Origin of the sequence: Acinetobacter junii CIP 64.5 (genome assembly GCF_000368765.1) — a bacterium.
Classification (GTDB): Bacteria; Pseudomonadota; Gammaproteobacteria; order Pseudomonadales; family Moraxellaceae; genus Acinetobacter; species Acinetobacter junii.
In genome coordinates this window covers 1,928,303-1,950,693 of sequence record NZ_KB849655.1, presented here as the reverse complement: position 1 = coordinate 1,950,693, position 22,391 = coordinate 1,928,303, and the positions used below count along the sequence as shown (strand labels likewise).

Here is a 22,391-nt window from a genome sequence, read left to right as displayed (position 1 = left end):
TTTGATTTTTTTTCATAAAAATGCTTGAAAAAAACCGATTGACTCTCATATCGAATAACAAGCAAAACATTGCAACAAAATTTTAGAGGAACACACCAAATGGCGAAAATTATTGGTATTGACTTAGGTACTACCAACTCATGTGTTGCTGTACTTGAAGGCGATAAAGTAAAAGTAATCGAAAACGCTGAAGGCGCACGTACAACTCCATCGATCATCGCTTATAAAGATGGCGAGATCTTAGTGGGTCAAAGTGCTAAGCGTCAGGCTGTAACCAACCCGAAAAATACATTATTCGCGATTAAGCGTTTAATCGGTCGTCGTTATGAAGACCAAGCGGTACAAAAAGATATCGGTCTTGTACCTTATAAAATCATCAAAGCAGACAATGGTGATGCTTGGGTTGAAGTTAACGATAAAAAATTGGCACCACAACAAGTGTCGGCTGAAATCTTGAAAAAGATGAAGAAAACTGCAGAAGACTATTTAGGTGAAACCGTTACTGAAGCGGTAATTACCGTTCCTGCTTACTTTAACGATGCGCAACGTCAAGCAACTAAAGATGCAGGTAAAATTGCAGGTCTTGATGTTAAACGTATCATTAACGAACCAACTGCTGCGGCGCTTGCGTTCGGTATGGATAAGAAAGAAGGCGACCGTAAAGTTGCAGTTTACGACTTAGGTGGTGGTACATTCGACGTATCAATCATTGAAATCGCAGACCTTGATGGCGACCAGCAAATCGAAGTGTTATCAACAAATGGTGATACTTTCCTTGGTGGTGAAGACTTTGATAACGCGTTAATTGAATTCTTGGTTGAAGAATTTAAGAAAGAACAAAGTGTGAACTTGAAAAATGATCCACTTGCGTTACAACGTTTGAAAGAAGCTGCCGAAAAAGCAAAAATCGAGCTTTCTTCATCAAATGCAACTGAAATCAACCTTCCATACATCACCGCTGATGCAACTGGTCCTAAACACTTAGTGATCAATGTAACGCGTGCAAAACTTGAAGGTTTGGTTGCTGATTTAGTTGCTCGTACAATCGAGCCTTGCAAAATCGCGCTTAAAGATGCTGGTCTTTCGACTTCAGACATCTCTGACGTAATTTTAGTTGGTGGTCAGTCTCGTATGCCACTTGTACAACAAAAAGTACAAGAATTCTTTGGTAAAGAGCCACGTAAAGACGTGAACCCTGATGAAGCGGTTGCAATCGGTGCTGCGATTCAAGGTGCTGTATTGTCTGGTGACAAAACTGACGTTCTTCTATTAGACGTAACACCATTAACTTTAGGTATCGAAACAATGGGCGGTGTATTAACACCAATCATTGAGAAGAACACTACGATTCCTGCGAAGAAATCACAAGTGTTCTCTACTGCTGCTGACAACCAGCCTGCTGTAGATATTTCGGTTTACCAAGGTGAACGTAAAATGGCTCAACAAAACAAATTGTTGGGTAACTTCCAATTAGGCGATATCCCACCTGCTCCACGTGGCGTACCGCAAATTGAAGTATCGTTCGACATCAACGCTGACGGTATCTTAAAAGTATCGGCTAAAGATAAGAGCACTGGTAAAGAGCAATCAATCCAGATTAAAGCGAACTCAGGTTTGTCTGATGCTGAAATCGAAGCAATGATTAAAGATGCTGAAGCGAATGCTGAAGAAGACCGCAAATTTGAAGAGTTAGCGAAAGCTCGTAACGAAGCAGATGCTTTAGTATCTAGCTCAAACAAAGCAGTTAAAGATCTAGGTGACAAAGTGACTGAAGATGAAAAAACTGCAATCGCTACTGCGGTTTCTGAGCTTGAAGCAGCAACTAAAGAAAATGATGTTGAAGACATCAAAGCAAAAACTGAAGCTTTACAAAACATCTTGATGCCAATCACTCAACGTGCTTATGAACAAGCGCAAGGTGCTGGCGGCGCAGAAGGTTTTGATCCAAATGCATTCCAAGGTGGTGATGCTGGTCAACAACAAAAAGCGGACGATGGCGTTGTAGATGCTGAGTTCACAGAAGTTAAAGATGACAAAAAATAATTTGTCTCTTTAAAAAAGACCGCGCGAAAGCGCGGTTTTTTTTATTTTAAGATTCATTATTTTGATCGAAATATAGTTCACCTAAAATCGGCATAAATAATGGTTCGACTCCAGAAGCTTTTATTTCTTCTAAAAATTCAGGGATATTCACACCAGGTAATAATTTAGGTAATTGATCAATAGGCGTCAGCATCGTATCCCAATGACATGGAATAATGTATTTAGGTTTCAGCAAGCGCACGACATCTTTGACATAGTTCGGGCGATATTTGCGTCCAATCGCACATAAACAGACTATATCTGCTTGCCTACCTTGTAATTCTTGTTCAATAAAATCAGCTGAATCAATGTGTACAACGCGAAGATACCCCGTATTAATCCACCAATTAAACACTTGACCATGCCGTAGGTGATGAAATTTCGGTGGATAAGGTGGCGGTGTAGTCATATCCCCTGGTAATGGCACCCGACCAAACAATGCTTTGCCATGAATCGACGGCAGTCCAACAACTTGCCATTGCCCACATTCAATGACTTCCCGTCCCTTTGTTTCAAGCATTTGCGATTCAGACAAACCTGCTGATCGTCCATACATTAAGGTTGCTTGAGAACCAATTAGGCGTGCACCTGTTTGTTTACATACCTCTGGTGCATCCAAGATATGATCGTAATGCGCATGCCCAATTAACACGTCATCGGCATTTGGAATATATTTTTTGACTAAAGTTGGGTCACTGAGCAAAGGTTGCGTGAATGTTTGCCAAAAATTCGGACGACTAATAAAAGGATCCAAAACTATAGTTCGATGTTGATCTGAAAGTATAAATCCTGCTGTTCCCAAGTATTGAATCTTTAAATTTTGGATACTACTTTTTGCTGGTGAACTTGCATTCCACTGGTGATCAGGTACTTTTAATAAATAGTTGCGCATCTGCATTCCTTGATTATTTTTATCATTCCAAGTATTGCGTTATTAAAGCAAAAGCCTAAACACAATGATATATTTTCTTAATCCACTCTTTTACAGTAGTGCTACTTTATGTATGAACATAATATGCTTCTACAACATTGATGCAATGTAAGCTTAGACAAGAATATTCAAAAAATGCCTCACCTTCTGATTGTTATATTTATAATGATTGCTGTATTTTGGCTAAATTATCAAAGTCGGGAACATCCACAACTCAAATTTAATGCGCTTTCAGATCGAGTGCTTCATCCTTTTGATACCCGCCTACGTTATCGTATCGGCGATGTTGACCCACGTTTTAAACTCAGCATCGAACAAGTACGACAAATTAGCGAACAAGCAGCGACGATTTGGAACGATGGAACAGGTCAGCAATATATTGTTTATGATCCAAATGCTCAGCTTACAATTCACTTGATCTATGATGAGCGTCAATTTGAGAGTGAACAACAACGCGCTCATCTCAATCAACTCAAAATGAATCAACAAGAATGGATCAATAAAAAACAAGAATTAGATCAAATGGAACAGCAATTAGCCTTCAATAAACAAAGCCTAGATCGAAAAAAACAAGAATTAAATCAACAAATTGAAAACTACAACCATCAAGTATTGTTGGCTAAACAAAACGCTACTGATCATGATCGCCAATATTTCCAACAGCAACAATACGAATTACAACAACTTGTACAAAAACTCAGGCTTGAGATTGATAACTTTAATCAGAACATTGTCGAACTGAATAGAAAAATTGACAGCTTAAATTCGCTAGATCAACAACTTGATAGTTCTGTAAAATTATATCGACAGCGCTTTCAGCCACGCCTTTTTCACAAAGGGTTATTTAACGGAAAACAGATTTTGATATATGAATTCCAATCTGAAAATGACCTACGGCTCACCCTTGCTCATGAATTTGGACACGCGCTGGGGCTCTCCCATCATAATGATCCACAAGCATTGATGTATCCATTAATGCAAGATCAAGACCTCAATGATTTCCGTTTAAAACCTGCTGATTTGGAGTTACTTCAAAGCGTGAAATAGAGAAAGTTATAGAAGGTGAAGTACATCTCATTAAAAAATTAAATTACAAAAAATAACAATTTGATTTTTAACTAAAAAGAAGCTTAAGTAATGCACTTTCAGTCAATTGATCAATTTTAAAGCATTGATTAATCTAATGTTATGAATAAAAAAACAACAATATAGACTCCATCTCTCTTTTATTGCGTTGTGCTATGAATCGCATTATTTTTTTTATTTTAAGGAAAAAAATCACACTTTTTCATATTAATTATTAATTAGATAGCGTTTTGACGACATCAAAATTTTGCTCAAAAATGAATTTTATTTGGGGGGATGTTGCTCATGCGTTATCAAGCTTTATCCATTATTGTTGCGTGTTTGAGTCTAAATATTAGTAGTTTAAGCCATGCTCAAAATAATCCGCACAATGCAACTTCGCATCAGCATCAAGTTGCTGACATGCCCCTACGCTATCGTATCGCTCCAATAGATCCTCGTTTTAATTTGAGTAGCAAACAAGTCCTAGAGCTGACTCAGCAGGCTGCAAAAATTTGGGAAGAAGAAACGGGTAAAAAGCATTTCATTTATGATCCAAATGCTGAATTTACAATCAATCTAGTTTACGATGATCGTCAACAACACACTTCAAATCGCTTACAAGGTCTCAATCAACTTAAGCAACAACAGCAGCAATGGGAAATCGACTCTCTACAAATACAACAAGTTAAAGATGAGATACAACGTGCAACTGCCTCAATTGCAAGCAGACAAAGCCAACTCACTGCACAATTCCAACAATACAATGCAGATGTACAACGCTTCAATCAAATGTGATCTTCCTCTAAAGAATGGGCAGATCAACTAGCACAACGTCAAAAACAACTACAGCAACAATCTGCTGAATTGAAACAAGCAATCCAACAACACAGTCAAAAAACGCAACAACTAAATCAACAAATCAAAGGGTTAAACCAAAACAATCAACAATTGGCACTTTCAGCAAATCAGTTTAACCAAACGTTCCAACCACGCCTTTTCCACAAAGGTCAATTTAATGGAAAACAAATCTCTGTGTATGAGTTCTCTTCCAAAGATGACTTACGTATGACTCTTGCGCATGAGTTCGGTCATGCCTTAGGTTTAGATCATACTGATGATCCAACGTCATTAATGTATCCTGTCATTCAAAAACAAAATATGGAACGATTTGCACTAGCACATGCAGATCAACAAGAGTTGGTTCGTACCGTCAATTAATCATATTAAGAACTTGATTTGCACCGATAAATTTAACCATTTGGTATATTTATTAAACAAACAAACTTTTTTATCAGATGAATAGGAAAGCAAATATTAAGATTAATTTCATATAATATTCAAAGTTTATTATTAAATCTAACATGCTGTAATTATTTTTAATATTCAAATTTTGTGCATAAAAAACACAAAAAATGGCAATTTTAAAGCCAATTCCCTATTTTATTTAGAACTCCATTATTAAGAAAAAATAGTAAAAATGGTTTTTTAAGAAATTTGACTGATCATTTTAACTGAATAAAATACGTCCTTTTTCCAGTTTATCTCCTGTATATGCATCCGTTGTCTTGGCTGTTGTTTATCATTATTTCAGCATTTACCTCAATCCATACTCATGCTCACCCTGTGTCTCAACATCTGGATGAGGCGGAAGATGATGATTCGCCTCTACTCTATCGTATTGCCGATCTTGATCCTCGCTTAAGCATTAGTAAGCAAAAAATGATTGAAATTAGTCAAGAAGCTGCCGCTATTTGGGAACAAGGTACGGGAAAACGCTATTTTGTTTATGATCCTAAAGCCACATTTACTGTAAATCTAGTCTTTGATCAGCGTCAAGTTCGTAGTATGAAACGAACTGAAAATCTCAAAAATTTAGAACAGGAAAAACAACTCTGGTTAGATGAGAATCAAAAACTGCTAAAACTGAAGCAAGACTCTCAACAATTGCACACCCAATTAGAATTACAAAAAATTAAATATCAGGCCCAACTCAATGCTTATGCAAGCGCTCAGAAAAAATATCTCAATAAATCAAATACAAAAAATTTAAACTTACTTCAAGAGCGCACAAAACTACTCAATCAGCAAAGAGACGTCTTAAGAATCCTGATCAATGATCATGATCGTAACCATCAACAAATTCAGGTTAAAACAGATGAATTAAAACAACTTCATGAACAGCTAACTCAGTCCGTTGATCGATTTAATCAATACTTTGCACCTCAACTCGTTCATAAAGGGCAATTTAAAGGAAAACAGATCTTTATTTATGAGTTTTCTTCGATTGATGATTTACGCTTAACCCTAGCCCACGAATTTGGACATGCTTTGGGATTGAAACACACACATAATCCTAAATCATTGATGTATCCACGAATTAAGGAGCAAGATCCCAAAAACTTCCAACTAACAGCAACTGATCTCGCACTGTTAAATCATACAAATTAATGATGATTCCTCTATAAAATCACATGAAATCTACATTTCTATTCAGGTAACAAGAATAGGTCGATTCTTTGGATTTATTCGTGTTATTGTGTTGATAAAACATCATCTTAGTCTTAACGGAGATCAACATGAGTTATTATCATATCCTCATTGAAGTGAACGACCACATCAGTACGATTGAACAAACTCGTGATATTGAGATCTTGAATATTCAAGATATTAGCCCTTATCTCCACTCAATTTTGATTCCATATTTCAATGAACAAATCGTTGAACTTGAAGATGAAAATGTGACGTATGATGAGATTCTTCATCTAGAAGTAAAACAAACGCTATTACCTATCGAACATCTGATTGAAGAAGAACAAAAACAATTACCAAGTGATACAGATGTCACTATTACTGCTTATGAAATCTTTAATGATAGAGATTTGAGCCAAGATGTGACTGCGGTAATTTTTGATATCTTAGAAGCAGTCAAATTAGACGTTGAACCCTAAGAAAAAGGTCTACTTTGAGTAGACCTTTTTATTTTTAAATTATTGATAAATGATTTATTGCATCATTTGTTTTGCTTGTTCTTGACGGAAAGCTCGTAATATCTGCTGCCCTGCGCGTCCAGTTGGATTTAAGCCAAGTCGTGTTTGTTCTTGTCGAATAGCTTGACGACTCTTATCACCTATTAGCCCATCTACTGCACCAATATCATAGCCACGCTGTAGTAAAAATTGTTGAATTTCGCGGCGTTCCGCGCGTGAAGTACCCGCATCATCCGTCGGCCATGAAGTTAAAAATGGCGTACCTCCACGTAATCGGTCAGATAAATGAGCAATCGCTAATCCATAACTTTCCGCAGCGTTATAACTATAAATCGCATCAAAATTTTTGAAGACCAAAAATACTGGGCCATTTGAACCTGCTGGTGCCATTAAACCCGCCAATGTACTACCAGAGAGATTTCCTTGAATTAAAGCGGTACCATCGGCACGTGTAAGACCTTGTGCAATCCAGTGATTAAGTGATTTTTTATTACGGCGACTTTCACCTGAAATCGACATTCCATCAGGAATTTTGACTTCAAATCCCCATGGCATTCCTGTTTGCCAACCTGCTCTTTTCAAGAAATTTGCTGTAGAGGCTAACGCATCGGTTGTACTAGAAACCAAATCACGGCGACCATCTCCATCAAAATCTACAGCTAAGCTTTCATAGGTTGATGGCATAAATTGCGTATGTCCAAATGCTCCAGCCCATGAACCATAAAGTTGGTCTTGGGTTAAATCTCCACGCTGTAAAATACGCATTGTTGCAAAAAACTCACCACGGAAATAACCTTGGCGACGTCCTTCACAGCTCAAAGTGCCTAAAGCCTGTAATAAAGGATATTTACCTGAAATATCACCATAGTTACTCTCAACCCCCCAAACAGCAACGACTGCCTCTGCTGGAACACCATAGGCTTGTTCTACTCGGCGTAGTACGTCTTGATGCTGTGTAAGTTTCTGTTGACCTGCTTGCACACGCTCGTTATCAACCAAACCAGATAAATAATCCCAAATCGGTGTCGAAAATTCAGGTTGATAATTTAATTTATCAATCACTGAATAATCTGGCGTTAGATTTTGCGTATAACGATCATAGGTCGAAGCAGAAACACCAGATGCGATGGCTTGAGAACGTAAATTTGCCAAACATCCCTGAAAATTTGAACTTGGAGAATAAACGTTGCTAGTTGGCGTTACAGTGGTAGCTGAAATGGTAGCACCATTAATCACCAGTTCCGCATGAGCTTGATTGAATAAAGTGAATAAGGCAGTGCCTAGAAAAAAACGCAAAGAATGTTTCATGTCTTAACCAGAATTTTTGAATTTAAATTTCGTATTCAAGATAGCATGCAGCAACAGCATGTATCGTTTGGAATCGTAACTTTGAATTCATTTCTTGTCTTTTAAATTTAAATGAATATTTTAAATTCATAAAACTTGCGATTTTTAAATTTAAAAACTTTGACCTATCTTTTTTTAAATTCAAATCAGCACATCTTTTTTGAATTCAAAACACAATCCAAGTCATACAACTTGTTTTAAATTCAAAAAAACTACTCAATTTAAATTTATTTCCTTAGCAATCATCCTAAAACTATCAAGAAGATGAATTAAGCCAATTTTCTCTTTAAAATCAACATATAGTCATTGATACACACCACTAAAATTTAAATTCAAAACAACTTAAATCATCAAGTTTAAATTTAAATCTCACCCCATACTTTTGAATTTAAAAGTAACCTAACAACCAAAACCCAGTTTTAAATTCAAATTAAGGACACCTTGTTTAAATTCAAAACACCAGCAAGAGTTATCCACAACCAAATTCCTTATACATTTTTAAATTCAAAAACATTAAGCCAATAAAAAAGCGATCCGAGGATCGCTTTTCGTTGCATTGTGGATAACTTAGATATTCATATCAGTCGTCAAAGCTAAAGGCACAGGTAAAATTTGAGCCAATTGACGGCATAAATCTGTTAATTCATCAGAATTATTCGGCATCAAAGTGATATGTCCTAACTTACGACCAGCACGCTCAGACTTATTATAAAGATGTAAATGAGCACCTTTCAGCGCTAAAACGTCCTCAGATTTAGGATGTTGCCCGATGATATTTACCATCACAGTTGGACGAACAACATCCGTTGCACCAAGTGGTAAGCCTGCAACTGCACGAATATGATTCTCAAATTGCGAACAAATCGCACCTTCAATCGACCAATGTCCTGAGTTGTGTACACGACATGCCATTTCATTGGCATAAAGCCCTTGCTCAGTTACGAATAACTCAAGCGTAAGCACACCCACATAATTCAAATGGTTCAATAAACGGGTAATGTAATCTTGTGCAACAGGCTGTAAATCTGTACTGTTTGGCGCAGGAACAATCGAGTGTGACAAGATACCATTGTGATGATGATTTTCTGCCAATGCCCACGTTTTGACATCGCCATCTTGTCCACGTACTGCAATAATCGATACTTCTCGACTGAATTTCACAAAACTTTCAGCGATTAGACTTTTTGCAGGCCCAAGTTCTGCCCAAGCTGTATCAATTTGATCTTCTGAACGCAATACGAACTGACCTTTACCATCGTAGCCACCTGTTACGGTTTTTAATACGATCGGTAAGCCTAATTCAGCAACAGCTTGCTTTAAACTTTCCAAGCTATCCACTGCTCGATACGGCGCAACAGGAATAGCTAACTCATCAAACAAGCCTTTTTCAGCTAAACGGTTCTGAGCCGTCGCTAAAGCAAGACGAGGAGGGTGTAATGTTTTGGTCTGAGTCAGAACATCCACATCAGCTACAGGCGTATTTTCAAACTCAAGACTGAATACTTCAGCACTTGCGATGAAAGCTTGAAGCGCTTGTGGATCTTTACTTGAAAATACAGGACCTAGAATAGCCGCAGGGCAATCTGTTTCTGCTTCGAAAAAGCTACATTGAATATTGAGTGGTAAAGCGGCTTGCGCCATCATGCGTCCAAGCTGTCCGCCACCAAAAATACCGATGGTTTTATTCATGATCAACCTCGTTATACTTGACCAGGAATGTTATTACTCGATACTTTTTCAGTTTGTGCAGTACGGAAATCTGCAACATTTTTTGCGATCTCTGGACGTGTTAAACCTAGAATTTGAGCTGCCATGATGGCTGCATTGGTCGCACCAGCTTGGCCAATTGCCAACGTGCCTACCGCGATACCTGCAGGCATCTGCACAATCGATAACAACGAATCAACACCATTTAAAATCGAAGATTTCACTGGCACACCAAGCACTGGCAAATCAGTTTTTGCTGCACACATTCCTGGTAAATGTGCAGCCCCACCAGCACCCGCGATAATCACTTGGATACCACGATCACGTGCTGTTTCAGCATATTCAAATAAACGATCTGGTGTGCGGTGCGCAGAAACCACTTCAGCTTCAAAAGGCACACCCAACTGTTTGAGCATGTTTGCGGTATGTTCAAGTGTTGCCCAATCCGATTGAGAACCCATGATAATCCCGACTAAAGGTTGGTTATCTGTTGCGACCGCATTCATTGGCTTTTCCAAAACAAGATAAAAAGAGGAGAGTGTCTCGACTTGCGCCAAGCACAAAGGAATAAATTGGGGGATATTATAGCGTTTTTTTCAGGCATCCCCAACTACAGAAACGATTAAGCATCGCATAGAAAAACTAGCTCTGATTACGAAAAACAAAGTAGACGCACCCAAGCAAACACAACATTGCCCAGACATAATCTAATTTAAATGGCTGTTTAAATAAAAAAATCATGAACGGAACAAAAACCAATAGTGTCACGACTTCTTGGGTAATTTTCATTTCCCCCAAGCTCCAGCCATATTGATTTAATAATTTCGTTGCGGGGATCATAAAACTGTATTCGAGTAGAGCGATACACCAGCTAAATAGAATCGCTTGCCAAAGCGGAGCATCGTGTAAGATTTTGAGATGTCCATACCATGCCAAGGTCATAAAACAGTTTGAAATAATCAATAAACACAGGGCTAAAAGCGTCGGGCTCAAAATAGCGTCCTTCTGATTCGGAAAATAAAGACAACAGGGAGATAGATACATCTTAAAAACGATGAAATCTTAACACTTCTCGCTTAAATTTTAAGTGAAGAACAACAACGAATTTTGACTATCTTTTCACTGCAAGCCTTGCTATCGTTGCGATTGAATTTTATTGATAACGACAATCATACACACGTGTTCCGTGCTGTATGCAAAGCAGTGGAGTAGGCGAGTTATGCATCTGCATATTTTGGGTATTTGTGGCACATTTATGGGGTCTTTGGCTCTATTAGCACGAGATTTAGGACATAAAGTCACAGGTTCAGATGCCAATGTTTATCCACCGATGTCGACTCAACTCGAAAATGCAGGCATCGAACTGATGCAAGGTTATGATCGCAGCCATTTGCAACCACATCCCGATCTTGTAATCGTCGGCAATGCCATGAAACGTGGTATTGATGCCATCGAGTATATGCTCAATGAAGGTCTACCTTATATTTCTGGCCCACAATTCTTAGCTGATCATGTGCTACAAGGTAAACATGTCCTAGGTGTCGCGGGTACACATGGAAAAACGACGACGACTACAATGTTGGCGTGGGTACTCGATCAAGCAGGTTTAAATCCAGGTTTCTTAATTGGTGGTGTACCGCTTGGTTTTAGCGAAAGCGCACGTTTAGGTGGTGGCAAATATTTCTGTGTGGAAGCTGATGAATATGATTCTGCTTTCTTCGATAAGCGTTCTAAGTTCGTCCATTATCATCCAAAAACTGCAATTTTAAATAATCTCGAATTTGATCATGCTGACATTTTTGATGATCTTGCTGCGATTCAAAAACAGTTTCATCATTTAGTACGCACCATTCCAAGCGAAGGTCGTATTATTGCTCCAATTACTGAAACCAATATTGATGAAGTATTAGCACAAGGTTGTTGGACGCCTGTGGTTCGCACCAGTCTTGAACCTAATGACCAAGCTGCTTTATCAGCGGAGCTGATCAGTGCCGATGGTAGTCATTTTAAAGTCCTTGAAAATGGCAAGGCAATCGGGGAAGTAAAATGGAATATGACAGGACAACACAGTGTAGCCAATGCTTTGGCAACGATTGCTGCTGCTCAGCATGTCGGTGTCAGCCTTGAACAAGCCTGTGAAGCATTATCTAACTTTGGTGGTGTAAAGCGCCGTATGGAGCTGTTAGGTACTGTGCGTGGCATCGAAGTCTATGATGACTTTGCCCATCACCCAACTGCGATTGAAACTACACTCGACGGCGCACGTAAACGTCTTGGTGAACGTAAACTTTGGGCAATCATTGAACCACGTTCTAACACTATGCGTATGGGCAGTCATAAAGATGGTTTGGCGCACTCTGTACGTTTAGCGGATGAGGTAATTTGGTATCAACCAGAAGGTTTAGACTGGGATTTACAACCTGTAATCTCAGCATCTTCAAACAAGGCTGAAGTCAGCCGCTCTTTGGATGACATCATTGCCCGTGTAGTGAATGAAGCAGGCGAGGGCGATGCTGTGGTGATCATGTCCAATGGTGGTTTTGGTGGTTTACACCAAAAGTTAATTAAGGCTTTGTCGTAATTAAAGTCAATACTTTCTGAAAAAACTATTCTCTTAACGGAGTCTTGCAAGTTCTTATCTAATTTCTGGATCAGCCTGCGGCTCGCCCTACTTTTCTTTCGGGAAAAGTAGGCAAAACCTGTGGGACGAATAGCAAAGATTAATAATCTTAGCCGTACCGTAAGGTGAAAGCTATGCTTGAGCAACAAACTACGCACTTTGTTTGTCTTGCGCTAACTCAAAGCTTTAAACGCTTTAGTTAGCTCAGGTTGTGGATGACGTTTACGCGTATCGTCTTTCTTGTCGAACTCAGATTAAATTAATTTCTTGCTGATATTTACTATTGTGACGGCGGCATGGATGCCGCCCGTTTGACTGTGGTATAGGGATATACCATCAGTCCAACAAAAGATTTTTGTTACTTTTCATCTTTGAAAAGTAAGTAAATGCCTATATCCAAACAGGTCAATGATTCAGCCTATATGAGGCTGTCAAACTTTCCAAATAGAGATATCTCCGATCTATTTTGAATAGTAATTAACTCAGTTTATTCACCAATTTTAACGGCAAAATCTTCATTGCTATGCCCATTGGCAACCATGGCCACTGAGGTACATAAGCCTTTACTGATTCCTTCTCAATGGCTTTCACCAACGCCTTGCAACCCGTCTTTTCATCCACTTCAAATGGTAGTTTTTTCGCACCCTCATTCATTTCAGTACGAATATAGCCGGGGAAAATGGTTGAAACTTTAATTGGCGTATCCAACAACTCTGCACGAATGCCTTCCGCTAAATGTGCCACTGCTGCTTTACTCGCAGCATAGGTCGACAAATGCTTCGGTAAACCGCGCATTGCACTCATTGAGGAGATCACCACCAAATGACCCTTATTTTGCGCTCTGAAGATTTCAACTGCTGCTTCGCACTGTGCCAATGCTGAAATAAAGTTGGTTTCCGCTGTGGCACGATTTACTTCAAAATGCCCTTTACCAATACGACGACCATCACCTACACCTGCATTGACAATAATCCGGTCAATTGTCCCAAATTCCTGCTGAAAAGCTTTAAAAACCGTAAAAACATCATCGTAATGAGTCACATCAAGACTTTTGATTTTGACCTGAATTGCAAACTGGCTTTGCAATTCTTGTTGTAAGGATTCCAAACGATCTAAACGGCGTGCGCACAATGCCAAATTGTAGCCTTTGGCTGCAAATTCACGTGCCATCCCAGCGCCTAAACCTGAACTTGCACCTGTAATTAAAATCGTCTTTGTCATTTCCTTCACCTATTCTTATTTATATCCATGTTAAGAGTTCAGCATCACGCGCTTTCAAATAATGATGCTCATTGAAACTGAGTAATTGCAAACGACCATCTGTCCAACGCAATGTGGTGATACTGGCATTGGCAATCGACCAATTGAGCGCAAAAATCTGTTTAGCATTCAAACCTAGAACCTTGCCAACCGCCACAGAAATCACACCACCTGAACTAAACACTACAGCCTGACGTGGTTGTGTGGCATCAATGTGCTGACATAAACCATGCAAAGCACCTTCTACACGTGTTTGAAAGCCTAACCATGTCTCATGATATTCATGGTCATAGTGCTCTCCTGTCCAGCGTTCAATAGCGCCATCAAAGATTTTGGCAAGATAAGCACGTGGATTAGCAATTAACTCAACATCCTGCTTCAATAACTCTGGTTGATTAAAACGTTCATCATATTTGGCAAATACTTGTTGATGATCAAACTCATTCCAAGCCGACTCTGTTTGAATTGGCGCATCATCAAAACCTTGAGCCAAGGCTAATTGTGCTGTTTGCTGATGCCGCTGCATTGATCCTGCAAGCACCAAAGGACGTTCTTTCAAGGTATGTTTAAAAAAATCACCCACCACCTGTGCCTGCTGTTCACCTTTGGCCGAAAGCTGATCATAACTCGCAGCACCAAATGATGCCTGCCCATGTCGTACCAAATAGATCGTGGTCATCGTTTTAAAATATCCTGTAATTTCGCCCCATATTCAGGAATCAATTGCTGTGCTTCAGCATTGTTTTGTGCAATTAATTTTAGTGCCCGAATATGTAAGGCATGAATCATGATCCAGAAATCCTTAAAAGCTGGATTATCGGTTTGTTGATGGTAATAACGATAATAAATCTGTTGAGCAATCACCGCCAAACGGAACAAACCAAACACTTCATAAAATGCCCAATTGGCAGGTTGCAAACCAGTTTTTTCCAAATAGTAATCCACGACTTGTTGACGTGTCAGCATGCCTAGTAGATTGGTCGGTTGACGACGACTAGACTTCATCAATGCATCGTCATCTTCTTGAATCCAGTAGGCGAGAGCACTGCCTAAATCCATCAGCGGATCACCAATAGTCGCCATTTCCCAGTCCAGTACTCCGATCACTGTAGTTGGTTGTTGTGGATCTAAAATGACATTATCAAAACGCCAATCATTATGAATGACACAAGTTTTAGAATCCGCTGGAATATGTTGCTGTAGCCATTCCCGCACAAAGCTAAAATCAGGTACATTTGGCGTAAGCGCTTTACTATAACGTGCATCCCAACCTTCAACTTGACGGCGGCAATAGCCTTCGCCTTTGCCCAGTTTTTCCAGTTCTGTACCTTGATATGGCACTTGATGCAATTCAATTAATTTATCCAAAACATTCAGACACAACTGTTGAACTTGTGACTGATCCAATTGTAATTCTTTGGGTAAATTAGCTCGCGGAATGATGCCTTCAATCCGCTTCATGACATAGAAATCACAACCTATTACGTTCTCTTCCTGACACAATGCAACCATTTCAGGTAGGACTGGGTAGAACGGTGCAAGATGCTTCTGCACATTGTATTCACGAGCCATATCATGCGCTGATTTGGCTTTAGTGCCTTTCGGTGGACGTCGTAGGATTAAATCTTGATTGTCGTATTGCAAACGATAGGTCCAATTCGAAGCGCCACCTGAGTATTGAGTGACTTGTGCTTGACCTTGCAGTTGAACACCTTGATCCTTTAACCACTTTTCAACAGCGGAAATATCCAATTCTTCACCGTGACGAACCTGACCGCCGATATCAATCATTGTCATTTTTTTATCCTTATTAACGACCATAGCCACGTTTTTTCAATTCTAATTTAGCAATCATGCCCTTATGCACTTCATCAGGTCCATCAGCTAAACGTAAACTGCGTGCTTGATTGAAAAATGCTGTCAGCGGAGTATCGCGTGACACACCTTCACCACCGTGAATTTGGATCGCCATATCAACGACGTTTTGCAATACAGTCGGTGCAACGACTTTGATTGCAGAAATTTCGGTGAGTGCTGCCATATTACCTAAGGTATCCATCTTATAAGCAGCATACAGCGTTAATAAGCGAGCTTGATCGATCTGCACACGGGCTTCCGCGACACGTTCTAAATTGCCGCCAAGTTTAAGAATTTCTTTACCAAATGCCTTGCGTGACATGCCACGATCAATCATGAGTTCTAACGCTTTTTCCGCTGCACCGATACAACGCATACAGTGATGAATACGACCAGGTCCTAAGCGCCCTTGAGCAATTTCAAATCCTTGACCCGCACCACCAATAAAGTTGCTCACAGGTACACGCACATTGTCAAAACTGACCTGTCCATGTCCATGCGGTGCATCGTAATCACCAAACACAGGCAACATCCGTTCAATCGTTACGCCTTGCGTGTCGATTGGCACCAATACCATTGAGTGTTGATGATGACGATCTTTGTTTGAGTCAGGGGTATAAGCCATGAAAATAATCACTTTGGCATTCGGATCACCCAAGCCAGATGACCACCATTTACGGCCATTCAGAACAATTTCATCGCCATCAATCACTGCCGTGGCTTGCATATTAGTCGCATCGCTCGATGCGACCGCAGGTTCAGTCATGCAGAATACAGAGCGAATATCACCATTCAGTAGTGGTTGCAGCCATTGTTGTTTTTGTTCCCGACTGCCATAACGCCATAGCAGCTCCATATTGCCACTATCAGGTGCATTACAGTTAAATACTGTCGGAGCCAGTAAACTTCGTCCTGTGAGTTCAGCAATATGTGCGTATTCCTGAACCGATAAACCCGCACCTAACTCAGCATCAGGCAAAAACATATTCCATAAGCCAGCTGCTTTGGCTTTCGCTTTGAGTTGTTCAAGTTGTGCTGGCCATTGCCATTTGGTCCAATCACCATCGACATTTAAACGATGTGTTTCATCCCAAAATGCTTTTTCTATTGGTTCTATTTCTTGTTGGATAAACGCCTGTGTGCGAGCAATAAAATCCTGTGCACGTTCAGATAATGCAAACATCATCATTTCCCTCAAGGTAAATATGTGGCGAAACTGAATTCGCTGCTTTACATCACCTTAAGCGAAAACTTATTATGAATGAAATGATTTTATTTTATTCAACACTATGAATCATATTCATAATATAAACCCATTAGAAGTGGGTAACTTCCATCGTATTGATATCAATCTGTATCCACTTTTTATTGCGATTTTTGAGCAAAAAAGTATTTCTAAGGCCGCTCAACTTCTTTGTATTAGTCAATCTGCGGTCAGTCATGCTTTACAACGTTTGCGTCTGCAACTTAAAGATGAATTATTTGTGCGTAGTGGACAAAAAATGCTTCCCACACCTTTTGCCGAACAAATTTATCAACCGATTCAAACGGCGTTATCAACGATTCAAAATATTGCGATTCCACAACACGACTTTGATCCTAGCATGCTGAAAAGCGTGAAAATCGCAATTCATGATGAAATTGAACCGATTATTTTTCCTCAATTAGTGCATCATTTTAGTCAACTCAATCTCGATATTCAGTTTTTGAGTTCCAAACTTGATCGAAAAAATATGCTGGCTGATCTTTCAGCACAACAAATTGATTTTGTGATTGATCTAGTACAACCCTATCAAGAAAATTTACAGTTTGAAAACTTGATTGAAGATCATTTTGTGGCGTGTACACTTCAAACAGAGATGGATTTATCGCTCTATTTATCCTCACCACATATCGGTGTGTCCTCTCGGCGAACAGGATTATTGCTTGAAGATATTTATCTCAATCGACAGCAACTTTCTCGACAAATTTTTATGCGCTGTCAGCACTATTCCACTGCCTTACAAGTCTTGGCTCAGTATCCTAAGGCGATTCTCACCATTCCTCATAGTATTTTAAAACATCTGCATTATGCACAAGATTTAAAAATACATCAGTTACCCATCGAGCTGCCTAAAATTAAAATGGGGATGTATTGGCACGAACACGTCAGAAAGAATCCTCGCCATCAGTTTCTTCGAAATGAAATTTTGAAAATTTTTTGAGCCTACCAAGTTAGCGTATTAAAACGCCAAACTTGGTGGTAGTTCAAATGGAAAGGAAGCTTAATGCGTTGTGATGCTTTGCTCATCATCACAATTCATCAAAAAAGCTTTAGACAACATAAGACGAAGGATGTAGACAATCGCCATCGCAAACACAATGTGTCCAATCTGATTAAAGATAAATGGCATACACAATAGAATAAAAACCGTGATTGGATAAATCTAACGTCTCCATCCCTTTAAATAAAACGCTTCATAAAATAGCCATACGCAGGTGCTATAAACAACTAAACTTGCGGCAATAATCAAACCCATCATTTGAGCTGAAATTTCGGCATGTTTCGTTGAAACATCGACCGCAGCGGCTAATGCAGCCCCTAACACAGCAATACTAATAAAAATGAGAAAGTGCCCATAACCCCATAAAAATGGTTGTACACCACGGCGTTGATGGTGGTGATGACTGCGATCAAAATAAACTCACCACATCGCAAACATCATCAATAGCCCATCTACAATCAGAAAAATCTCTTCAAGATTCAATACCTGATTCGAAAATGCATCTTGAGTAGCAGCAAAACATCCAATAATCGACTCACCTAATACGATAATCGTCAACAAGCCATAACGCTCCACAAAATGATGTGGGTGCCAAGGTGTGATCGCATGTTTTCGGCATAGAATGGTACTGCTAATTCACATATCACCAACACTAGAAAGAGCAACGGACCAAGATGAATTGAACTAATACAATGCCGATGGCATATCGATAGGCGGTTACTTTTCGTAAAGGATCATGTTTAGCGACACGAATCCACTGGGTCACCAAAGCCAAACGCATAATCACATAACCGATAATGATCATGTCAAAATTATGCTGCTGAAATACCGCAGGAATACCAGCCGCCATCACTAAAGAACCAGCCATTTGTACAAAGGTCAAACAACGATACAACGTATCGTGATTGTCTAGGCTGAAGCAAACCAAGAAAAGTTCATCCATGCCCACCAAAGTGCAAAAAACACCATAAAGTAGGTCGGTAAAGCATGCCACAAATGACCTTCGATCATAGCGTGATGCAGTTGTTGACCTGCAGTTGCAATCGCAACAACAAAAACCAAATCAAATAACAACTCCAAAGGGGTAGCGGCACGATGTGATTCTTGGGGATCTCGTGGGGCAAATGCCTTTAATGTTGTGTGGTGAAGTTTTTCAGCACTCATATGTTTTTTCTCTACGCTGTATTTTGTTCATCATTGCTAAGAAAATCCTTCAGAATGAAAGGGCAACAACGAGCATGATAAAATATTGTTGAAAATTTATTCATTCAAAAATTGCACAAACACACAAATTATGTAATCCTATGTACATATTTGGATGTTACCGTCCATACAGAATTAGTTTGACAAGGGGAGTAGCCTCCTCCAAGCCCAAGTGCATATCATGCCTTCGGTGTCAGAGTTTCGTCATTACACTTTGCAAAAAGTCGGACTCTGAGCATCACAGTACATTGTGATGTAGGCAAGACCTTGATCATGTTGAAACAGATGTTTTTTATTCATCTGGCAACTGGTCAAGGTTTTTTTATGCCCATTTGCCAGATAGGGAGTTGTGATGGACACTATCGGTAATATATGGCTATATGCCATCTTCTTTGGCATCGTCATCGTGATGCTACTGATCGATTTTTTGGGCTTTAAACAAAAGCAAAATCAGGATGTTCCAATTAAGCAAGCGGCTTATTGGAGTATTGCTTGGGTTTCAGTTGCGGTAATGTTTGGTGGTGGTTTGTGGTTCTATTTACAACAAACTGTTGGGGTAGGTATAGCCAACCAAAAAACCATGGAATACTTTGCAGGTTATTTGTTAGAAAAATCTTTAGCGATTGACAACGTTTTTGTTTGGTTAATGATTTTCTCTGCATTTGCGATTCCTTCTGCACTGCAACGTAAAATCCTACTCTACGGCGTATTAGGTGCCATCGTATTAAGAACCATCTTTATTTTTATTGGTGCATGGTTCGTTCAAGAGTTTTCATGGGTTCTTTACATCTTCGGTGCGTTCTTGGTCTATACAGGTTTCAAATTCCTAAAAGGACAAGACGAAGAAACCAATATCGAAGATATCAAAACCTTAAAATGGTTACGCAAACATATGCGTATCACGCCACAACTTGAAGGTGAAAAATTCTTTGTTCGCCGTGATGGTTTGTTGTGGGCAACACCATTATTTTTAGTTCTGATTTTGGTTGAAGGTTCCGACGTTATCTTTGCGGTCGACTCAATTCCAGCGATTTTTGCGGTAACAAGTGATCCATTTATCGTATTGACTGCAAACCTAATGGCGATTTTAGGCTTACGCGCAATGTTCTTCTTGTTGGCTGGTGCGGCAACTAAATTGCATTACTTACCATACGGTTTAGGGATTATCTTACTGTTTATTGGTGCAAAAATGCTGATGCTCGACGTGTTCCACATGCCGATTTGGATTTCATTAGGCTTCATCGTCCTCGTCTTAAGCATTACAGCTTACCTTTCTCTGCGTCATAACAAAAAACAGCTACAATCCTAAGCGAATCACTCAAGACATCTGAGCTTCAGATGTCTTGAGATTTAAAAACTAAAAATTAGACTGTACATTAAAAAAACAGATCAATATGATATGTCGGCTTTACGCTTTTATCTTTCTGATTAGAAACATAATAAACAAAGTTGGTTCGCCATGAAGGCGCTTACAACTAAATTAAATGAGTGGCAGATTATGCGTTCTAAAAAAATCAATCTCGTTGTCGTCCCGCTATTATTAACTGCATGTAGCCATAATGATGGTCCATTGGTTCAAGATGTTTACAACAACCAATATGACTGCGCAGCTGACTGGAATACTGACACTTGTGAAGAAGAGAATAACAACGCGAGTAGTGGTTATTATGCAGGTAGTTATGGATCAAACCGTTATCTAGGACCACAATACTACCAAAATAATCGTGAGGTCTCGTTTAGAGGTCATACTTTACGACCTAGAAGCAATCTTAGTGTGGGACAACCCACCGTTTCAACTACGCTGAAAAGCTCTTCATTATCTTCTCCAATCCGTGGCGGATTTGGACGTGGTGGCATGTCTTTCGGTGGTTAAATTAGAACAACAATATGAAAAGAAAATTATTTTCCCCACGTACCGATTGGCAGCTTGAACACCAAAAGATTGGGTTCGATTATTTTAATCTACCTTCATTGGACGGTTCTATTTATTGGTCGGAAGGTGTCGCCTACGAGTTCACGCTAAAACAAATCGAACAGTTGGAAGATGCAGCAAACGAACTTCATCAAATGTGTTTAGCTGTAGTAGGGGATTTAATTCAACGTGGTGATTATCCCAATTATTTCCAGATTCCACAGGCTGCTATTCCACATATTGAGCATTCATGGCGACGGAATAGTCCAATGCTCTATGGACGTTTTGATTTCGCCTATGATGGACTGCAGATCAAAATGCTGGAATACAATGCTGATACACCCACGGGTTTATTGGAAGCCTCTGTAGCGCAATGGCTATGGATCGAACAAGTCTCAGGCATTGCAAATCGAGATCAATTCAACAGCATTCACGAAGACCTGATTAAGCGTTGGAAAACTATTTTACCTCGGGGAAGCCATCTCCACTTTGCAGCTTGTCAGGAAGCAGGGCGAGAAGATTGGGGCAATTTAGAATACTTAATGGATACTGCCTTTCAAGCTCATTTACAGGTCTCTGAACTGTCAATGGAAAATATTGGTTGGAATGGTCAGAGTTTTGTAGATCTAAACAATCGACCGATTCAAAATCTATTTAAGTTATATCCGTGGGAATGGATTTGGGAAGAATCATTTGCCCAGTATCTTCAGCCAGAAACGAACTGGATCGAACCGTGTTGGAAAATGTTGCTCTCCAATAAAGCGATTTTAGTTGAGCTATGGAAGCGGTATCCAAATCACCCACTGTTGGTTGAAACCTATGCCTATGACCCTGAACAAAACTTCAGTGGAAAATGGGTAAAAAAACCAATCTTGGCGAGAGAAGGGGCAAATATCCGTGTCTTGCAAGATGGTCAGGATCAGGGCGCTGCTTCAGGTAGTTTTTATTTTGATGATTATGACAAATATGGTTATGTGATTCAGAAGTGGGTCGACACGCCGTTATTTTCTGGTCAGTTACCGACACTGGGGTTATGGATGGTCGGACATCAATGTGCAGGCATGTCGATTCGTGAAGACTGTTATGACATTATTGGCAATGATGCACATTTCGCAGCGCATTATTTTATAGATTAAATCTAGATAACAATCAT

General features: G+C 39.5%; 18 protein-coding genes and 2 pseudogenes. 10 read left to right on the top strand and 10 right to left on the bottom strand.

Translation table 11 applies throughout. The annotated features are described in order from the left end of the window. The first annotated feature begins 99 nt into the window (after positions 1 to 99). A complete protein-coding gene (gene dnaK, locus F948_RS14790; RefSeq protein WP_004914462.1) occupies positions 100 to 2,043 on the top strand; it encodes a molecular chaperone DnaK in 1,944 nt (647 codons plus the stop codon). A gap of 46 nt (positions 2,044 to 2,089) precedes the next feature. Here the strand turns inward: dnaK and F948_RS14785 are convergent, their stop codons facing one another. Further along, on the bottom strand, positions 2,090 to 2,974 hold the full coding sequence (locus F948_RS14785) for an MBL fold metallo-hydrolase (protein ID WP_004965282.1): 885 nt from the start codon (positions 2,972 to 2,974) through the stop codon (positions 2,090 to 2,092). A 174-nt stretch (positions 2,975 to 3,148) separates the two neighbouring features. On the opposite strand from F948_RS14785, the gene F948_RS14780 reads away from it, so the two are divergent. The 4 genes and pseudogenes from F948_RS14780 to F948_RS14765 all read left to right on the top strand — a co-directional run bounded on the left by F948_RS14780 (position 3,149) and on the right by F948_RS14765 (position 7,029). Next, complete coding sequence (locus tag F948_RS14780) at positions 3,149 to 4,060, top strand: matrixin family metalloprotease (protein WP_005403973.1); 912 nt, start codon at positions 3,149 to 3,151, stop codon at positions 4,058 to 4,060. 324 nt (positions 4,061 to 4,384) lie between these two features. After that, positions 4,385 to 5,299: pseudogene (locus F948_RS14775) on the top strand (matrixin family metalloprotease). 333 nt (positions 5,300 to 5,632) lie between these two features. Continuing rightward, on the top strand, positions 5,633 to 6,529 hold the full coding sequence (locus F948_RS14770; RefSeq protein ID WP_004965269.1) for a matrixin family metalloprotease: 897 nt from the start codon (positions 5,633 to 5,635) through the stop codon (positions 6,527 to 6,529). Between the two features lie 128 nt (positions 6,530 to 6,657). Next, the gene (locus F948_RS14765) at positions 6,658 to 7,029 is read left to right on the top strand and encodes a hypothetical protein (protein ID WP_004914476.1); all 372 of its coding nucleotides are present in this window, start codon (positions 6,658 to 6,660) and stop codon (positions 7,027 to 7,029) included. A gap of 54 nt (positions 7,030 to 7,083) precedes the next feature. Here the strand turns inward: F948_RS14765 and F948_RS14760 are convergent, their stop codons facing one another. The 4 genes from F948_RS14760 to F948_RS14745 form a co-directional block, all read right to left on the bottom strand. Beyond that, entirely contained in the window at positions 7,084 to 8,376 is a 1,293-nt protein-coding gene (locus F948_RS14760) for a lytic murein transglycosylase (RefSeq protein WP_004965266.1), read from the bottom strand. A 606-nt stretch (positions 8,377 to 8,982) separates the two neighbouring features. Further along, entirely contained in the window at positions 8,983 to 10,104 is a 1,122-nt protein-coding gene (locus F948_RS14755) for a 5-(carboxyamino)imidazole ribonucleotide synthase (protein WP_004965262.1), read from the bottom strand. A gap of 11 nt (positions 10,105 to 10,115) precedes the next feature. After that, entirely contained in the window at positions 10,116 to 10,628 is a 513-nt protein-coding gene (gene purE / locus F948_RS14750) for a 5-(carboxyamino)imidazole ribonucleotide mutase (RefSeq protein WP_004914484.1), read from the bottom strand. Positions 10,629 to 10,764: 136 nt separating this feature from the next. After that, positions 10,765 to 11,166, bottom strand: coding sequence for a DMT family protein (locus tag F948_RS14745; protein WP_164546289.1), 402 nt, complete (start codon positions 11,164 to 11,166; stop codon positions 10,765 to 10,767). A gap of 175 nt (positions 11,167 to 11,341) precedes the next feature. On the opposite strand from F948_RS14745, the gene mpl reads away from it, so the two are divergent. After that, positions 11,342 to 12,703, top strand: coding sequence for a UDP-N-acetylmuramate:L-alanyl-gamma-D-glutamyl-meso-diaminopimelate ligase (gene mpl / locus F948_RS14740; protein ID WP_004965259.1), 1,362 nt, complete (start codon positions 11,342 to 11,344; stop codon positions 12,701 to 12,703). A gap of 516 nt (positions 12,704 to 13,219) precedes the next feature. Here mpl and F948_RS14735 read toward each other — a convergent pair. From F948_RS14735 to F948_RS14720, 4 genes are read right to left on the bottom strand one after another with little or no spacing between them, the layout of a single operon-like run. Further along, positions 13,220 to 13,963, bottom strand: a complete 744-nt coding sequence (locus F948_RS14735; protein ID WP_004914490.1) for an SDR family oxidoreductase — start codon at positions 13,961 to 13,963, stop codon at positions 13,220 to 13,222. Between the two features lie 19 nt (positions 13,964 to 13,982). Further along, on the bottom strand, positions 13,983 to 14,681 hold the full coding sequence (locus F948_RS14730) for a histidine phosphatase family protein (protein WP_004965256.1): 699 nt from the start codon (positions 14,679 to 14,681) through the stop codon (positions 13,983 to 13,985). Further along, on the bottom strand, positions 14,678 to 15,799 hold the full coding sequence (locus F948_RS14725) for a phosphotransferase family protein (RefSeq protein ID WP_004965254.1): 1,122 nt from the start codon (positions 15,797 to 15,799) through the stop codon (positions 14,678 to 14,680). The genes F948_RS14730 and F948_RS14725 overlap by 4 nt, the downstream gene beginning before the upstream one ends. Before the next feature lie 13 nt (positions 15,800 to 15,812). Beyond that, entirely contained in the window at positions 15,813 to 17,042 is a 1,230-nt protein-coding gene (locus F948_RS14720; RefSeq protein WP_017397593.1) for an acyl-CoA dehydrogenase family protein, read from the bottom strand. A 106-nt stretch (positions 17,043 to 17,148) separates the two neighbouring features. On the opposite strand from F948_RS14720, the gene F948_RS14715 reads away from it, so the two are divergent. After that, positions 17,149 to 18,063 carry a LysR family transcriptional regulator gene (locus F948_RS14715; RefSeq protein ID WP_004965249.1) on the top strand — a complete coding sequence of 305 codons (915 nt, stop codon included), beginning with the start codon at positions 17,149 to 17,151 and terminating at the stop codon, positions 18,061 to 18,063. 60 nt (positions 18,064 to 18,123) lie between these two features. Here the strand turns inward: F948_RS14715 and F948_RS16830 are convergent. After that, a pseudogene (locus tag F948_RS16830) lies at positions 18,124 to 19,287 on the bottom strand (low temperature requirement protein A). A gap of 391 nt (positions 19,288 to 19,678) precedes the next feature. Here F948_RS16830 and F948_RS14705 point away from each other — a divergent pair. The 3 genes from F948_RS14705 (at position 19,679) to F948_RS14695 (ending at position 22,374) form a co-directional block, all read left to right on the top strand. Beyond that, the gene (locus F948_RS14705; protein ID WP_004914511.1) at positions 19,679 to 20,635 is read left to right on the top strand and encodes a TerC family protein; all 957 of its coding nucleotides are present in this window, start codon (positions 19,679 to 19,681) and stop codon (positions 20,633 to 20,635) included. A gap of 189 nt (positions 20,636 to 20,824) precedes the next feature. Then, on the top strand, positions 20,825 to 21,199 hold the full coding sequence (locus F948_RS14700) for a hypothetical protein (protein ID WP_017397592.1): 375 nt from the start codon (positions 20,825 to 20,827) through the stop codon (positions 21,197 to 21,199). A 14-nt stretch (positions 21,200 to 21,213) separates the two neighbouring features. Next, a complete protein-coding gene (locus F948_RS14695) occupies positions 21,214 to 22,374 on the top strand; it encodes a glutathionylspermidine synthase family protein (RefSeq protein WP_004965236.1) in 1,161 nt (386 codons plus the stop codon). The last annotated feature ends 17 nt before the right edge of the window (positions 22,375 to 22,391 follow it).

Coding starts and splice junctions, on each gene's coding strand:
- dnaK (WP_004914462.1), top strand. CDS start 100: ATGGCGAAAATTATTGGTATTGACTTAGGTACTACCAACTCATGTGTT.
- F948_RS14785 (WP_004965282.1), bottom strand. CDS start 2,974: ATGCGCAACTATTTATTAAAAGTACCTGATCACCAGTGGAATGCAAGT.
- F948_RS14780 (WP_005403973.1), top strand. CDS start 3,149: ATGCCTCACCTTCTGATTGTTATATTTATAATGATTGCTGTATTTTGG.
- F948_RS14770 (WP_004965269.1), top strand. CDS start 5,633: ATGCATCCGTTGTCTTGGCTGTTGTTTATCATTATTTCAGCATTTACC.
- F948_RS14765 (WP_004914476.1), top strand. CDS start 6,658: ATGAGTTATTATCATATCCTCATTGAAGTGAACGACCACATCAGTACG.
- F948_RS14760 (WP_004965266.1), bottom strand. CDS start 8,376: ATGAAACATTCTTTGCGTTTTTTTCTAGGCACTGCCTTATTCACTTTA.
- F948_RS14755 (WP_004965262.1), bottom strand. CDS start 10,104: ATGAATAAAACCATCGGTATTTTTGGTGGCGGACAGCTTGGACGCATG.
- purE (WP_004914484.1), bottom strand. CDS start 10,628: ATGAATGCGGTCGCAACAGATAACCAACCTTTAGTCGGGATTATCATG.
- F948_RS14745 (WP_164546289.1), bottom strand. CDS start 11,166: ATGTATCTATCTCCCTGTTGTCTTTATTTTCCGAATCAGAAGGACGCT.
- mpl (WP_004965259.1), top strand. CDS start 11,342: ATGCATCTGCATATTTTGGGTATTTGTGGCACATTTATGGGGTCTTTG.
- F948_RS14735 (WP_004914490.1), bottom strand. CDS start 13,963: ATGACAAAGACGATTTTAATTACAGGTGCAAGTTCAGGTTTAGGCGCT.
- F948_RS14730 (WP_004965256.1), bottom strand. CDS start 14,681: ATGACCACGATCTATTTGGTACGACATGGGCAGGCATCATTTGGTGCT.
- F948_RS14725 (WP_004965254.1), bottom strand. CDS start 15,799: ATGACAATGATTGATATCGGCGGTCAGGTTCGTCACGGTGAAGAATTG.
- F948_RS14720 (WP_017397593.1), bottom strand. CDS start 17,042: ATGTTTGCATTATCTGAACGTGCACAGGATTTTATTGCTCGCACACAG.
- F948_RS14715 (WP_004965249.1), top strand. CDS start 17,149: ATGAATCATATTCATAATATAAACCCATTAGAAGTGGGTAACTTCCAT.
- F948_RS14705 (WP_004914511.1), top strand. CDS start 19,679: ATGGACACTATCGGTAATATATGGCTATATGCCATCTTCTTTGGCATC.
- F948_RS14700 (WP_017397592.1), top strand. CDS start 20,825: ATGCGTTCTAAAAAAATCAATCTCGTTGTCGTCCCGCTATTATTAACT.
- F948_RS14695 (WP_004965236.1), top strand. CDS start 21,214: ATGAAAAGAAAATTATTTTCCCCACGTACCGATTGGCAGCTTGAACAC.